This window comes from Kocuria coralli, assembly GCF_008831305.1.
Classification (GTDB): Bacteria; Actinomycetota; Actinomycetes; order Actinomycetales; family Micrococcaceae; genus Kocuria; species Kocuria coralli.
This window is the reverse complement of record NZ_ML708611.1, coordinates 41,069-55,917: the sequence shown is the minus strand read 5'-3', so window position 1 is coordinate 55,917 and position 14,849 is coordinate 41,069. Positions and strand designations below refer to the sequence as shown.

The 14,849-nt window shown below is 67.5% G+C and carries 19 protein-coding genes; all 19 read left to right on the top strand.

Annotated features, from left to right (window positions below):
- The first annotated feature begins 43 nt into the window (after positions 1-43).
- The 19 genes from FCK90_RS02015 (at position 44) to rplP (ending at position 14,848) form a co-directional block, all read left to right on the top strand.
- Positions 44-901: an alpha/beta fold hydrolase gene (locus FCK90_RS02015; RefSeq protein ID WP_158032640.1), complete on the top strand. Its 858-nt coding sequence runs from the start codon at positions 44-46 to the stop codon at positions 899-901.
- A complete protein-coding gene (locus FCK90_RS02010; protein WP_158032639.1) occupies positions 898-1,335 on the top strand; it encodes a carboxymuconolactone decarboxylase family protein in 438 nt (145 codons plus the stop codon). The genes FCK90_RS02015 and FCK90_RS02010 overlap by 4 nt, the downstream gene beginning before the upstream one ends.
- Before the next feature lie 3 nt (positions 1,336-1,338).
- Positions 1,339-2,547, top strand: a complete 1,209-nt coding sequence (locus FCK90_RS02005; RefSeq protein WP_158032638.1) for a thiolase family protein — start codon at positions 1,339-1,341, stop codon at positions 2,545-2,547.
- 87 nt (positions 2,548-2,634) lie between these two features.
- Complete coding sequence (locus tag FCK90_RS02000) at positions 2,635-3,315, top strand: 3-oxoacid CoA-transferase subunit A (protein ID WP_158032637.1); 681 nt, start codon at positions 2,635-2,637, stop codon at positions 3,313-3,315.
- 57 nt (positions 3,316-3,372) lie between these two features.
- A complete protein-coding gene (locus FCK90_RS01995) occupies positions 3,373-4,032 on the top strand; it encodes a 3-oxoacid CoA-transferase subunit B (protein ID WP_158032636.1) in 660 nt (219 codons plus the stop codon).
- Positions 4,029-4,862 (top strand): IclR family transcriptional regulator domain-containing protein, encoded by an 834-nt coding sequence (locus tag FCK90_RS01990; RefSeq protein WP_158032635.1) that lies wholly within the window; start codon positions 4,029-4,031, stop codon positions 4,860-4,862. The genes FCK90_RS01995 and FCK90_RS01990 overlap by 4 nt, the downstream gene beginning before the upstream one ends.
- 292 nt (positions 4,863-5,154) lie before the next feature.
- Positions 5,155-5,529 (top strand): 30S ribosomal protein S12, encoded by a 375-nt coding sequence (gene rpsL / locus FCK90_RS01985; RefSeq protein WP_047691283.1) that lies wholly within the window; start codon positions 5,155-5,157, stop codon positions 5,527-5,529.
- Positions 5,529-5,999 (top strand): 30S ribosomal protein S7, encoded by a 471-nt coding sequence (gene rpsG, locus FCK90_RS01980; RefSeq protein ID WP_158032634.1) that lies wholly within the window; start codon positions 5,529-5,531, stop codon positions 5,997-5,999. Before rpsL ends, rpsG begins: the two co-directional genes overlap by 1 nt.
- A gap of 93 nt (positions 6,000-6,092) precedes the next feature.
- On the top strand, positions 6,093-8,207 hold the full coding sequence (gene fusA, locus FCK90_RS01975) for an elongation factor G (protein ID WP_158032633.1): 2,115 nt from the start codon (positions 6,093-6,095) through the stop codon (positions 8,205-8,207).
- A gap of 215 nt (positions 8,208-8,422) precedes the next feature.
- Positions 8,423-9,613, top strand: coding sequence for an elongation factor Tu (gene tuf / locus FCK90_RS01970; RefSeq protein ID WP_158032632.1), 1,191 nt, complete (start codon positions 8,423-8,425; stop codon positions 9,611-9,613).
- A gap of 482 nt (positions 9,614-10,095) precedes the next feature.
- The gene (rpsJ, locus tag FCK90_RS01965) at positions 10,096-10,404 is read left to right on the top strand and encodes a 30S ribosomal protein S10 (protein ID WP_013349689.1); all 309 of its coding nucleotides are present in this window, start codon (positions 10,096-10,098) and stop codon (positions 10,402-10,404) included.
- Positions 10,405-10,421: 17 nt separating this feature from the next.
- Positions 10,422-11,078 carry a 50S ribosomal protein L3 gene (gene rplC, locus FCK90_RS01960; protein WP_158032631.1) on the top strand — a complete coding sequence of 219 codons (657 nt, stop codon included), beginning with the start codon at positions 10,422-10,424 and terminating at the stop codon, positions 11,076-11,078.
- Between the two features lie 6 nt (positions 11,079-11,084).
- Positions 11,085-11,711: a 50S ribosomal protein L4 gene (gene rplD / locus FCK90_RS01955; RefSeq protein WP_158032630.1), complete on the top strand. Its 627-nt coding sequence runs from the start codon at positions 11,085-11,087 to the stop codon at positions 11,709-11,711.
- Positions 11,708-12,007, top strand: coding sequence for a 50S ribosomal protein L23 (rplW, locus tag FCK90_RS01950; RefSeq protein WP_158032629.1), 300 nt, complete (start codon positions 11,708-11,710; stop codon positions 12,005-12,007). Before rplD ends, rplW begins: the two co-directional genes overlap by 4 nt.
- A gap of 34 nt (positions 12,008-12,041) precedes the next feature.
- Positions 12,042-12,881, top strand: coding sequence for a 50S ribosomal protein L2 (gene rplB / locus FCK90_RS01945; RefSeq protein WP_158032628.1), 840 nt, complete (start codon positions 12,042-12,044; stop codon positions 12,879-12,881).
- A gap of 13 nt (positions 12,882-12,894) precedes the next feature.
- Complete coding sequence (rpsS, locus tag FCK90_RS01940; RefSeq protein ID WP_158032627.1) at positions 12,895-13,176, top strand: 30S ribosomal protein S19; 282 nt, start codon at positions 12,895-12,897, stop codon at positions 13,174-13,176.
- A 53-nt stretch (positions 13,177-13,229) separates the two neighbouring features.
- Positions 13,230-13,595: a 50S ribosomal protein L22 gene (gene rplV, locus FCK90_RS01935; RefSeq protein ID WP_158032626.1), complete on the top strand. Its 366-nt coding sequence runs from the start codon at positions 13,230-13,232 to the stop codon at positions 13,593-13,595.
- Positions 13,596-14,432: a 30S ribosomal protein S3 gene (gene rpsC, locus FCK90_RS01930; RefSeq protein WP_158032625.1), complete on the top strand. Its 837-nt coding sequence runs from the start codon at positions 13,596-13,598 to the stop codon at positions 14,430-14,432. It abuts the gene before it with no gap.
- Entirely contained in the window at positions 14,432-14,848 is a 417-nt protein-coding gene (rplP, locus tag FCK90_RS01925) for a 50S ribosomal protein L16 (protein WP_158032624.1), read from the top strand. The genes rpsC and rplP overlap by 1 nt, the downstream gene beginning before the upstream one ends.
- Position 14,849 lies beyond the last annotated feature (1 nt).

Here is a 14,849-nt window from a genome sequence, read left to right as displayed (position 1 = left end):
CCATGCGGGCCGGCGCCTGCGCATCACGAAGGAGAGAGAATCGATGACCGTTCCGGATATTCGCATCGTGGCCATGGAGGACGGAGGACAGCCGGGCTTGCCCACCGTCCTGATGGGGCCGTCGCTGGGGACCTCCGTGAGCAATCTCTGGGGGCCGGTAGCCGCGCGGCTGAGGGGGAGGGCCCGCGTCCTGGGCTGGGAACTGCCGGGCCACGGCGGCCGGCCGGCCGCCGTGGGGGGCTTCACGATCTCTGAGCTGGCGCAGGGGATCGTGTCCGCGCTGGACGGGATCCCGGAGCCCGACGGCGGAAAAAATGTAGAACATTCGTTCATTTATGCAGGCTGCTCCGCGGGAGGCTGCGTCGGGCAGCAGCTCCTCCTGGACCACCCGGACCGTGTCCGGGCCGCGGTGCTCGTGGCCACGGCGCAGCGGGTCGGGACGCCGGAGGGGTGGCGGGAGCGGGCCGAACTCGTCGCCACGGCCGGGACGCCCACCCAGGTCATCGGCAGTGCGAAGCGGTGGTTCGCCGAGGGGTTCATCTCCCGCGACGCCCAGGCCGGAACCGGCATCACCACCGCCCTGCTGCACGACCTGCAGGAGGCCGACCGGCACGGGTACGCCCAGGTCTGCGAGGCCCTGGCCCGGTTCGACGTCCGTGGCAGGCTGGGTTCCGTGGGGGTCCCGGTGACCGTGCTGGGCGGGGCGCAGGACGTCTCCACCACGCCGGAGGACCTTCAGGAGCTGGCCGCGGCCATCCCCGGAGCACGACGTGTCGAATACGACGGCGTCGCCCACCTCCCACCGGCCGAGGTCCCCGGCGAGGTCGCCGGTGAGATCGCCGCCATCATCGATACCGTGAGCTCCAGCGCAGCAGAGATCCAGGAAGGCGACCTCCGATGAACCAGGACCGTACCCGAGCCGAGACCCTCGCGGAAGGCATGCGAGTCCGCCGCGAGGTGCTCTCCGATGCCCACGTGGACCGAGCGGAGGGCGCCAAGAACGACTTCACCGAGGACTGGCAGGACTTCATCTCCCGCTACGCCTGGGGTGAGATCTGGACCCGGCCGGGGCTCGACCGGCCCATGCGCAGCGCGATCACCCTGACCGCCCTGATCGCCGGAGGCCACTGGGGCGAGTTCGAGATGCACGTCGGGGCGGCCCTGCGCAACGGGCTGACCCGCGAGCAGATCAAGGAGATCCTGCTGCAGTCGGCGATCTACCTCTCGGTTCCCGCCGCGAACAACGCCTTCTCCCATGCCCGGCGGGTCTTCGACGCCCTCGACGACGCCGAAACGGCGGACGCGCGGGACGACAACAGCACGCAGGAGTCCTGAGCCATGAGCCCTTCCTATCTCTACGACGCCGTACGGACGCCCTTCGCCAAGATCGGGGGCGGGCTGTCGACCCACCGCCCGGACGATCTCGCCGCCCATGTGCTCCGGGCGATGCTCCAGCGCGCCCCGTCGGCCGACCCCGCTGCGATCGACGAGGTGGTCTTCGGCAACGCCAACGGCGCGGGCGAGGAGAACCGCAACGTCGCCAGGATGGCCGCACTGCTGGCCGGTCTGCCCACCTCGGTGCCGGGCACCACGGTCAACCGCCTGTGCGGCTCCTCCCTGGACGCGGCCATGATCGCCTCGCGCCAGATCGAGGTGGGCGAGGCCGACCTGATGCTCGTGGGCGGCGTCGAGTCCATGTCGCGCGCTCCCTGGGTACTACCAAAAACCGAACGTCCGTTCCCGATGAAGGACCTTCAGCTGGCCAACACCACCCTCGGCTGGCGCCTGGTCAACCCGGAGATGCCGGGGGAGTGGACGGTCTCCCTGGGGGAGGCCACCGAGCAGCTGCGCGAGAAGCACGGCATCACCCGTGAGGACCAGGACGCCTTCGCGGCTCGCTCCCACCAGCTCGCGGCCCGGGCCTGGGAGGAGGGCCGCTACGACGATCTGGTGGTGCCCGTGGCGGCCAACACCAGACGCGGCACGGACATCGTCCGCGACGAGACCGTCCGGGCCGACTCCACGGCCGAGACGCTCGCAGGACTGCGTACGGTCTTCCGTGCCGAGAACGGCACCGTGACCGCGGGTAACGCCTCGCCCATGAACGACGGCGCATCGGCCGCCTGGCTGGGGTCGGCGGCGGCCGAAGAACTCCTGGGGATCTCGCCCCTGGCCAGGATCGCCGGCCGCGGGGCAGCGGCCAACGATCCCCAGTACTTCGGCGAGGCCCCCGTGGCCGCCGCCAACATCGCGCTGGAACGGGCGGGCATCGGCTGGGGCGAGGTCTCCGCCGTCGAGCTCAACGAAGCGTTCGCCGCCCAGGCCCTGGCCTGCATCCGGCAGTGGGAGATCGACCCGGGCATCGTGAACGCCTGGGGCGGCGCCATCGCGATCGGCCACCCCCTGGGAGCGTCCGGGCTCCGAGTCCTCGGCACGCTGGCCCGCCGCCTCAAGGCGCAGAACTCGCGCTGGGGAGTCGCCTCGCTGTGCATCGGCGTCGGCCAGGGCCTCGCGGTCGTCCTCGAGAACGAAGAGGCCGCCGGCTGAACCGGCCAGATCCACGGGCTCCCGCCGGGACGCTCACACCCGGACGCGGAGCCCATCCACCGACCAGAACGGACTGAAGAGGCACAGATGCTCAATATCGTCGAATCGGCGGCTCAGGCCGTCGCCCCCATCACCGATGGCGCCACCGTGATGATCGGCGGCTTCGGGGTGGCCGGTCAGCCCGTCGAACTGATCGACGCCCTGATCGACCAGGGGGCCACGGGCCTGACCGTCGTCAACAACAACGCGGGCAACGGTGACGTCGGCCTGGCCAAGCTGATCCAGCTGGGGCGGGTCCGCAGGATCATCTGCTCGTTCCCCCGCCAGGCGGACTCCCATCATTTCGACGCCAGGTACCGGGCGGGGGAGATCGACCTGGAGGTGGTCCCGCAGGGCAACCTCGCGGAGCGCATCCGTGCCGCCGGGGCCGGCATCGGCGCCTTCTTCACCCCCACCGGCTACGGCACGCCCCTGGCGGAGGGCAAGGAGGTGCGCGAGTTCAACGGCAGGATGCAGGTCCTGGAGCTGCCCATCACCGCGGACTTCTCGCTGACCAAGGCGGCCACCGCGGACGAGGCGGGGAACCTGGTCTACCGCAAGACCGCCCGCAACTTCGGGCCGATCATGGCGGCTGCCGCGGAGACCTCGATCGTCCAGGTCACCGACATCGTCGAGAGGGGCCGGCTGGACCCCGAGGCGATCGTGACCCCCGGTATCTACGTTGACACCGTCGTCCGGGTTCCCGGCCCGGCAGCGGGCTCCGACTGAGATACGGCAGGCAGTGCCATCCCCGTACCCGAGCAGAATCCTGAGAGGGAGACAACCATGACGAGCATGACCAAGGACCGCGCCCTGAGCCCCGACGAGCTGGCGCAGGTGGTGGCCGCGGACATCCCCGCCGGGGCCTACGTCAACCTCGGAATCGGGCAGCCGACCTCGGTCTCCAACTACCTGACGCCGGAGGACGACGTCACCCTGCACACCGAGAACGGCATGCTCGGCATGGGTGCGCAGGCCCACGGCGAGGAGATCGACCCGGACCTGATCAACGCCGGCAAGATCCCCGTCAAGGAGACGGACGGGTGCAGCTATTTCCACCACGCCGACTCCTTCGCCATGATGCGAGGCGGGCATCTCGACTGCTGCGTGCTGGGCGCTTTCCAGGTCGACCGCAACGGGAACCTGGCCAACTGGCACACGGGCAAACCCGACGCCATCCCGGCCGTCGGCGGCGCGATGGACCTGGCCACCGGCGCCAAGCAGACCTTCGTGATGATGACCCTGACCACCAAGAACGGCCAGCCCAAGCTCGTCGGGGAATGCACCATGCCGCTGACGGGGGTGGGCTGCGTCAACCGGGTCTACACCGATCAGGCCGTCTTCCTCATCGAGGGCGACGGCAGGGTCGTGGTCCGCGAGACCTTCGGCTGCGACGTCGAGGAGCTGCAGGAACTGGTCCCCTTCCCTCTCGAGCGCTCGGCATGACTGCGGAGCATCCGGCGCGTCCGGAGGAGCCGGAGGCCCTCCGCAGCGGCGGGCACTACGTCCAGTCTCTGGCGCGCGGTCTGGCGGTCATCGCGGCCTTCGATGCCGAGAATCCCAGCATGACCCTCTCGGACGTGGCCCGGCGGACGGGCCTGACGCGGGCCACCGCGCGCCGGTTCCTGCTCACCCTGGAGGAGCTGGGCTACGTCCGCAGCGACGGGCGCCGCTTCGAGCTCACCGCCAAGGTCCTGCAGCTCGGCTACTCCTACCTCTCGGCGCTGAGCCTCCCGGAGCTGGCCGCACCGCACCTGCGCGCCCTCTCCGCCACGGTGCAGGAGTCCTGCTCCATCGCCGTGCTGGAGGGACCGGACATCGTCTACGTCGCCCGGGTGCAGATGCGCCACATCATGAACGTCGCGATCTCCGTGGGCACCCGCTTCCCGGCCCATGCCACGTCCATGGGCCGGGTGCTGCTGGCGGGCCTGCCCGACGACGAGGTCCTCGCCCTGTGCGGCGAGCAGCTCAGGACACCGCTGTCCGCCCGCACGGTGTCCACCCCGGACCAGCTGATCTCCCGGCTGCGCGAGGTCCGGGAGCAGGGCTACGCCGTCGTCGACCAGGAGCTCGAACCGGGGCTGCGGTCCGTGGCCGTGCCCCTCGAGGACGCCGCCGGGAGGACCGTGGCCGCGGTCAACGTCTCGATGCGGGTGGGGGCCAGCCCGGCCGCGGAGGACCCCGGAAGGCTGATCCTTCCCCATCTGCGCGCCTGCGCCTCGGCGATACACGAGGACCTCGTGCGCGCCCCCTCGGGGTCGGGCCCCGCCCGCTGAGCGGGGGCTGGGCCGCGCGCCCGGATTCTGGTATGGTTGCCGGGATTGGCTCGATCACCCGTGTGATCGCATTCCAGTGGCAAATTGGACTCCGTCCCGAGGTACGCAGGTTGTACCTCAGTGCCACTTTTTTGTGTGTCCGCAGACGATTCATGACGGCGGTGCCCTGAAGATCGCCGCCATGATGCCTATGTGCCGGCAGGACGCCGTGCGCGGAGTGGTATCGGGTGGCGTAACTGCCGAAGACCAAACAGAGCGGTGCCGTTGAGGCCCGCCACCACCAGGAGACAAAGTGCCAACTATCCAGCAGCTGGTCCGCAAGGGCCGCAGCCCGAAGGTCGTGAAGACCAAGGCGCCCGCGTTGAAGGGCAGCCCCATGAAGCGCGGCGTGTGCACCCGTGTGTACACCACGACCCCCAAGAAGCCGAACTCCGCTCTCCGTAAGGTCGCCCGCGTGCGCCTCAACGGCGGCGTCGAGGTCACCGCTTACATCCCCGGTGAGGGTCACAACCTCCAGGAGCACTCGATCGTGCTGGTTCGCGGCGGTCGCGTGAAGGACCTCCCCGGTGTCCGCTACAAGATCGTCCGCGGCGCTCTCGACACCCAGGGTGTCAAGGGCCGCGGCCAGGCCCGCTCCCGCTACGGCGCGAAGAAGGAGAAGAAGTAATGCCTCGTAAGGGTCCCGCTCCCAAGCGCCCGCTCGTCGTCGACCCCGTCTACGGTTCGCCGGTCGTCACGCAGCTGATCAACAAGGTCCTCCAGGACGGCAAGAAGTCCACCGCCGAGCGCATCGTCTACGGCGCCCTGGCCGGTGTCGAGCAAAAGACCGGCGCCGAGCCGGTCGCCACCCTGAAGAAGGCCCTGGAGAACGTCAAGCCGGCCCTCGAGGTCCGCTCCCGCCGTGTCGGTGGCGCCACCTACCAGGTCCCGGTGGAGGTCCGCGCCGGCCGTTCCACCGCCCTGGCCCTGCGCTGGCTGGTCGGCTACGCCAAGGTCCGCCGCGAGAACACCATGACCGAGCGTCTCATGAACGAGATCCTCGACGCCTCCAACGGCCTCGGTGCCGCGGTCAAGCGCCGCGAGGACACCCACAAGATGGCCGACTCCAACAAGGCCTTCGCCCACTACCGCTGGTAATACCGGCCCCGCTGGTACCATCGGCCCGGTCTGCCGCCTGTGCAACCAGGCGACGGCGGCAGACCGCCGGCTACACCTCAGAAGGGACACACCGTGGCACTTGACGTGCTTACCGACCTCAAGAAGGTCCGCAACATCGGCATCATGGCCCACATCGATGCCGGCAAGACGACCACCACCGAGCGCATCCTGTTCTACACCGGCATCAACCACAAGATCGGCGAGACCCACGACGGCGCCTCGACGATGGACTGGATGGAGCAGGAGCAGGAGCGCGGCATCACGATCACGTCCGCGGCGACCTCTTGCTACTGGCACGACAACCAGATCAACATCATCGACACCCCCGGCCACGTGGACTTCACGGTCGAGGTGGAGCGCTCGCTGCGCGTGCTCGACGGTGCGGTCGCCGTGTTCGACGGCAAGGAGGGTGTCGAGCCGCAGTCGGAGACCGTCTGGCGTCAGGCCGACAAGTACGACGTCCCCCGCATCTGCTTCGTCAACAAGATGGACAAGCTCGGCGCGGACTTCTACTTCACCGTCGACACCATCATCTCCCGCCTGGGGGCCAAGCCCCTGGTGCTGCAGCTGCCGATCGGCTCCGAGTCCGACTTCGTCGGCGTCGTGGACCTGCTGTCCATGAAGGCCTTCGTGTGGCACGGCGACTCCAAGGGCGACGTCACCATGGGCGCCAAGTACGAGATCCAGGAGATCCCCGCCGATCTCCAGGAGCGTGCCGAGGAGTACCGCAACAAGCTCGTCGAGGACATCGCCGAGGCTGACGACGACCTCATGGAGAAGTACCTGGGCGGCGAGGAGCTGACCGTCGCGGAGCTCCAGGGCGGCATCCGGAAGCTGACCATCAACTCCGATGCCTACCCGGTGCTGTGCGGCTCCGCGTTCAAGAACCGCGGCGTGCAGCCCATGCTCGACGCCGTGATCGACTACCTGCCCTCGCCGCTGGACGTCGACGACGTCCAGGGCCACGCGGTGAACGACGAGGAGGAGGTCATGACCCGCCCGGCGGACTCGACCGCCCCCTTCTCGGCGCTGGCCTTCAAGGTCGCCACCCACCCGTTCTACGGCACCCTGACCTACACCCGCGTGTACTCGGGCAAGGCCCGGGCCGGCGAGCAGGTGCTCAACTCGACCAAGGGCCGCAAGGAACGCATCGGGAAGCTGTTCCAGATGCACTCCAACAAGGAGAACCCGGTCGACGAGATCCAGGCGGGCCACATCTACGCGGCCATCGGCCTGAAGGACACCACCACGGGCGACACCCTGTGCGATCCGGCGAACCCGATCGTCCTCGAGTCCATGTCCTTCCCGGCACCCGTGATCTTCGTGGCCATCGAGCCCAAGACCAAGGGCGACCAGGAGAAGCTGTCCACCGCCATCCAGAAGCTCTCGGCGGAGGATCCCACCTTCACCGTCTCCCTGAACGAGGAGACCGGGCAGACCGAGATCGGCGGCATGGGCGAGCTCCACCTGGACATCCTGGTGGACCGCATGAAGCGCGAGTTCAGGGTCGAGGCCAACGTGGGCAAGCCGCAGGTGGCCTACCGCGAGACCATCAAGAAGGCCGTCGCGAAGGTCGACTACACCCACAAGAAGCAGACCGGTGGTTCGGGTCAGTTCGCCAAGGTGCAGGTCTCCTTCGAGCCGATCCCCCTGGACGCCGAGGAACTCTACGAGTTCGACAACGCCATCACCGGTGGCCGCGTCCCCCGCGAGTACATCCCCTCGGTGGATGCCGGCATCCAGGACGCCATGCAGCTCGGCGTGCTGGCCGGATACCCGATGGTCGGCGTCAAGGCCACCCTGGTCGACGGCGCCTACCACGACGTCGACTCCTCGGAGATGGCGTTCAAGATCGCCGGCTCCATGGTGTTCAAGGAAGGCGCCAGGCGCGCCAACCCGGTCCTCCTCGAGCCCCTGATGGCCGTCGAGGTCCGCACCCCCGAGGAGTACATGGGCGACGTGATCGGCGACCTGAACTCCCGCCGCGGCCAGATCCAGTCCATGGAGGACGTGACCGGCGTCAAGCTGGTCAAGGCCAACGTGCCGCTGTCCGAGATGTTCGGCTACATCGGCGACCTGCGGTCCAAGACCCAGGGCCGTGCCGTGTACTCGATGCAGTTCGACTCCTACTCAGAGGTCCCCAAGGCCGTCGCCGAGGAGATCATCCAGAAGAACCGCGGTGAATGAGCCGTGAGCGGTTCGCCGGCCCGGTGAACCGCCCCCCGGACCCCGTCCGGAGCACTTGAGATCATGCCCCGTCCCGGCGGGGCGGGGCATGATCTCCAATTTCGTCCGAACCAACCACATGACTACACTTGCAGAGGTTTCTGTTCGCTTCAGCGCCTCACAGCCAGCACGAGCGGGCATGCAAGGTTTCCACTCACGTTCTAGGAGGAACAACCATGGCGAAGGCCAAGTTCGAGCGCACCAAGCCGCACGTCAACATCGGCACCATCGGCCACGTCGACCACGGCAAGACCACGCTCACGGCCGCCATCTCTAAGGTCTTGGCTGACAAGTACCCGGACCTCAACGAGGCCCGCGACTTCAGCGGCATCGACTCCGCTCCCGAGGAGCGCCAGCGCGGCATCACCATCAACATCGCGCACATCGAGTACCAGACCGAGAAGCGTCACTACGCGCACGTGGACGCTCCCGGCCACGCCGACTACGTCAAGAACATGATCACCGGTGCCGCCCAGATGGACGGCGCGATCCTGGTGGTCGCCGCTACCGACGGCCCGATGGCTCAGACCCGTGAGCACGTCCTGCTGGCCCGCCAGGTGGGTGTCCCCACCCTGCTGGTGGCCCTGAACAAGTCCGACATGGTCGACGACGAGGAGCTGCTGGACCTCGTCGAGATGGAGGTCCGCGAGCTGCTGTCCGACCAGGGCTTCGATGGCGACGACGCACCGGTGATCCGCGTCTCCGCTCTGAAGGCGCTGGAAGGCGACGCCGAGTGGGTCAAGTCCGTCGAGGAACTGATGGAAGCTGTCGACGAGTTCATCCCGGACCCCGTCCGCGAGACCGACAAGCCCTTCCTCATGCCGATCGAGGACGTCTTCACGATCACCGGCCGCGGCACCGTGGTGACCGGCCGTGCCGAGCGCGGCTCGCTGCCGATCAACTCCGAGGTCGAGATCGTCGGCATCCGCCCGATCCAGAAGACCATCGTGACCGGTATCGAGATGTTCCACAAGCAGATGGACGAGGCTCTGGCCGGCGAGAACTGCGGTCTGCTGCTGCGTGGCCTCAAGCGCGACGATGTCGAGCGCGGCCAGGTCGTCTGCAAGCCGGGCTCGATCACCCCGCACACCGACTTCGAGGCGAACGTCTACATCCTGTCCAAGGACGAGGGTGGCCGTCACAACCCGTTCTACTCGAACTACCGTCCGCAGTTCTACTTCCGGACCACCGACGTCACCGGCGTCATCACCCTGCCCGAGGGCACCGAGATGGTCATGCCCGGTGACAACACCGAGATGACCGTCGAGCTGATCCAGCCCATCGCGATGGAAGAGGGCCTCGGCTTCGCCATCCGCGAGGGAGGCCGCACCGTCGGCTCCGGCAAGGTCACCAAGATCAACAAGTGATCCGATCACTGAACGATCCCGGGCCGGGCCGCTAGCGGCCTGACACCGGAACCTCGTCCGAGGCCCCGTACCGATCCGTCGGTACGGGGCCTCGGGCGTTGCCGGGCCGCTGCGTGCGAGATGGACCACAGCGACACGCCCGGGGTTGCGGGCCCGTCGTCCCGCGTGGCAGGATAGACGCTGTTGTTCGCAAGCCGTGGCATGTCTGCGCTTGGCGGTTCCCGGTCCTGATCGGGGCCCGAGGCCAGTGCGAGAGCCGCGGACGAACCCGAGAACGACCACCCCGAAACCAGACACGGCATCGGCATGTGCATGGCACATACACGACACGCCCGAGTTCGGGGGACGGTGCTCCGGTGGGGCGAGGAACCCGGGAATCCGGATTCGGCCCATGCGGAGCGGCACTGATCGCAGTGCCACACATCAGGAGCACCCAGTGCTCCGTCACAGGGAAGTACTTGAAGAAAGAGAGTCACGACGCCATGGCGGGACAGAAAATCCGCATCCGGCTGAAGTCCTATGACCACGAGGTCATTGACGTCTCGGCCCGCAAGATCGTCGAGACGGTGACCCGTGCCGGCGCGACCGTAGTGGGCCCCGTGCCGCTGCCGACCGAGAAGAACGTGTACTGCGTCATCCGCTCGCCGCACAAGTACAAGGACAGCCGTGAGCACTTCGAGATGCGCACTCACAAGCGGCTGATCGACATCGTCGACCCGACGCCGAAGGCCGTCGATTCGCTCATGCGTCTCGACCTGCCGGCCGACGTCAACATCGAAATCAAGCTCTGATAAGGACCGCAGACGTAATGACTACGACTTACGAACGCCAGATGAAGGGCATTCTGGGCAAGAAGCTCGGCATGACCCAGGTCTGGGACGAGGACGGAAAGCTCGTCCCGGTCACCGTCGTGCAGGCCGACACCAACGTTGTGACTCAGCTGCGCACCGCCGACAAGGACGGCTACTCCGCCATCCAGATCGGCTACGGCCAGATCGATCCCCGCAAGGTCACCCAGCCGCTGGCCGGACACTTCGAGAAGGCAGGTGTCGCACCGCGCCGCCACGTCGTCGAGGTCCGCACCTCCGACGCCGGCGAGTACGCACTGGGCCAGGAATTTTCCGTTGAGCTGTTCGAGGCCGGCCAGCTGGTCGACGTCGTCGGCACGACCAAGGGCAAGGGCACCGCCGGCGTCATGAAGCGCCACGGCTTCGCCGGCGTGGGCGCCTCCCATGGTCAGCACAAGAACCACCGCAAGCCGGGTTCCATCGGTAACGCCTCCTTCGCCGCCCGCGTGTTCAAGGGAATGCGCATGGCAGGCCGGATGGGCAACGACCGCCACACGACCATGAACCTCAAGGTCCAGGCCGTCGACTCCGAGAACTCCCTGCTGCTGATCAAGGGCGCCCTGCCGGGCCCCAAGGGTTCGGTCGTCCTCGTCCGCACCGCCGTGAAGGGAGCCTGATAAGCCATGGCAACTGAGACCATCAACGTGGAACTGCCCGCCGAGATCTTCGACGCCAAGACCTCCGTGCCGCTCATGCACCAGGTCGTCGTCGCTCAGCTGGCCGCAGCCCGTCAGGGCACCCACAAGACCAAGCGCCGCGGCGAGGTGTCCGGTGCGGGTCGCAAGCCGTTCAAGCAGAAGGGGACCGGTCGCGCCCGCCAGGGCTCGATCCGCGCTCCTCAGATGACCGGCGGCGGCGTCGTGCACGGCCCCGTGCCGCGCGACTACTCGCAGCGCACCCCCAAGAAGATGAAGGCCGCCGCCCTGCGCGGTGCCCTCTCGGACCGCGCGCGCCACAACCGCATCCACGTCGTGGCTTCCCTGGTCGAGAGCGAGACGCCCTCCACCAAGGCTGCCAAGACCGCGCTGGCTGCGCTGACCGAGCGCAAGAACGTGCTGGTCGTGCTCGACCGCCAGGACGACGTCGCCGCACTGTCGGTGCGCAACCTGGAGAACGTGCACAGCCTCTACGCCGATCAGCTCAACACGTACGACGTGCTGGTCAACGACGACGTGGTCTTCACCAAGGCTGCCTACGACGCCTTCGTCGAGGCCGCTCAGACCGGCAAGAAGCAGGAGGACGCCAAGTGAGCGTGACCTACAAGGACCCGCGCGACGTCATCATCGCCCCGGTCGTCTCCGAGAAGGCCTACGGCCTGATCGACCAGGGGCAGTACACCTTCTTCGTCGCCCGCGATGCCAACAAGGTTGAGATCCGGCACGCCGTCGAAGCGATCTTCGACGTCAAGGTCGCCTCGGTCAACACGGCCAACCGCGACGGCAAGCGCAAGCGCACCCGCTTCGGGTGGGGCCAGCGCAACCGCACCAAGCGTGCCATCGTGACCCTGTCCGAGGGCAGCATCGACATCTTCGGCGGCCAGGGCTGAGGCCTGAAGCCACGTCTATCGAGGAATTTCAAAAATGGCTATTCGTAAGCACAAGCCGACGACGCCGGGCCGCCGTGGCTCGTCCGTCGCGGACTTCGCAGAGATCACCCGATCGACCCCGGAAAAGTCCTTGCTGCGCCCGCTGCCCAAGAAGGGCGGACGCAACAACCTGGGTCGTATCACCACTCGTCACAAGGGCGGTGGCCACAAGCGCCAGTACCGCGTGATCGACTTCCGTCGTCACGACAAGGACGGCGTGAACGCCAAGGTCGCTCACATCGAGTACGACCCCAACCGCACCGCTCGCATCGCACTGCTGCACTACGTGGACGGCACCAAGCGCTACATCGTGGCGCCGAACCGCCTCAAGCAGGGCGACACCGTTGAGACCGGCCCCGCGGCCGATATCAAGCCCGGCAACAACCTGCCGCTGCGCAACATCCCCGTCGGTACCGTGATCCACGCTGTGGAGCTGCGTCCCGGTGGCGGTGCCAAGCTGGCGCGTTCCGCCGGTGCCTCCGTGCAGCTCGTCGCCAAGGAAGGCAGGTACGGCCAGCTCCGTCTGCCCTCCGGCGAGATCCGCAACGTCGACGTCCGCTGCCGCGCCACCATCGGCGAGGTCGGCAACGCCGAGCAGACCAACATCAACTGGGGCAAGGCAGGCCGTAACCGCTGGAAGGGCATCCGCCCGACCGTGCGCGGCGTGGTCATGAACCCCGTCGACCACCCGCACGGTGGTGGCGAGGGCAAGACCTCCGGTGGTCGTCACCCGGTCAACCCGAACGGCAAGCCCGAGGGTCGCACCCGTCGCCCCAACAAGGAGAGCGACAAGCTCATCGTCCGCCGTCGCCGTACCGGCAAGAACAAGCGCTAAGGGAGCCCGAACCATGCCACGCAGCCTGAAGAAGGGCCCTTTCGTCGACCAGCACCTTTTCGTGAAGGTGGCCAAGGAGAACGAGAAGGGCAGCAAGAACGTCATCAAGACGTGGTCGCGCCGCTCGATGATCATCCCCGACATGCTCGGGCACACGATCGCCGTGCACGACGGCCGTAAGCACATCCCGGTGTTCATCACCGAGTCCATGGTTGGCCACAAGCTCGGCGAGTTCGCTCCGACGCGCACTTTCCGCGGCCATGTGAAGGACGACAAGAAGGGCAAGCGCCGCTGATCTCCCGATCAGCAGCGTCTAGCACTTCGTCAAGAGACGAGAAGAGGAAAGCAATGGAAGCCAAGGCATCCGCGCGCTATGTTCGCGTGACGCCGATGAAGGCCCGGCGCGTCGTCAACCTGATCCGTGGCCAGCAGGCACACGAGGCACTGGCCATCCTGAAGTTCGCCCCCCAGGGCGCTTCGGAGCCGGTGTTCAAGGTTCTGTCGTCCGCGGTGGCCAACGCACGCCAGACGGCCGATCGCCAGGGTCTGCCCTTCCGCGAAGAGGAGCTCGTAGTCTCCGAGGCCTTCGTGGACGAGGGACCGACCATGAAGCGGTTCCGTCCGCGCGCCCAGGGTCGCGCCTACCGGATCAACAAGCGCACGAGCCACATCACCTTGGTCGTGGCCACCCCGGAGAACGAGGAGGTCCGCTAAGTGGGACAGAAGATCAACCCCAACGGTTTCCGTCTGGGCGTCACCACGGACCACGTTTCGCACTGGTTCGCCGACTCCAAGAAGGAAGGCCAGCAGTACAAGGACTACGTCCGCGAGGACGTCCAGATCCGCAAGCTGATGGACACCGGCATGGAGCGCGCCGGCATCTCGAAGGTGGAGATCGAGCGCACCCGTGACCGCGTGCGCGTCGACATCCACACCGCCCGCCCGGGCATCGTGATCGGCCGCCGCGGTGCGGAGGCCGACCGGATCCGCGGCGAGCTCGAGAAGCTCACCGGCAAGCAGATCCAGCTGAACATCCTCGAGGTCAAGAACCCCGAGGCCGACGCTCAGCTGGTGGCCCAGGGTGTCGCCGAGCAGCTCGCCTCCCGCGTGGCCTTCCGCCGCGCCATGAAGAAGGCCATCCAGTCCGCACAGCGTGCAGGCGCCAAGGGTATCCGTATCCAGTGCGCAGGCCGCCTGGGCGGTGCCGAGATGTCCCGCTCGGAGTTCTACCGCGAGGGCCGCGTGCCCCTGCACACCCTGCGGGCGAACATCGACTACGGCTTCTTCGAGGCCAAGACCACCTTCGGCCGCATCGGCGTGAAGGTCTGGATCTACAAGGGCGATCTGACCGACAAGGAACTGGCAGCTCAGGAGGCTGCAGCTCCCTCCCGCGGCCGCGGCAACGACCGTCGCGCCGGTGGCGAGCGTCGTCGTCGCAACGACCGTAATGACCGTGGGGGCCGTCGCCGCGGAGAGCGCAACGAGCGCTCCGCAGAGGCTCCTGCCGCCGAGGCCCAGGCCCCGGCGTCCAACGCAGAGGGTGGTAACTGATGCTCATCCCCCGTCGTGTGAAGTACCGCAAGCAGCACCACCCCAAGCGGAGTGGTATGGCTAAGGGCGGCACCGAGGTGACCTTCGGTGATTGGGGCATCCAGGCCCTGAGCCCGGCATACGTCACCAACCGGCAGATCGAGGCAGCTCGTATCGCCATGACCCGCCACATCAAGCGTGGCGGCAAGGTCTGGATCAACATCTACCCGGACCGTCCCTTGACCAAGCGCCCCGCTGAGACCCGTATGGGTTCCGGCAAGGGCTCTCCCGAGTGGTGGGTCGCCAACGTCAAGCCCGGTCGCGTGATGTTCGAGCTCGGCGGCGTGTCCGACGAGGTCGCGCGCGAGGCTCTGCGCCTGGCGATCCACAAGCTCCCGATGAAGGCACGCATTGTGCGTCGCGAAGGCGGTGAATGAT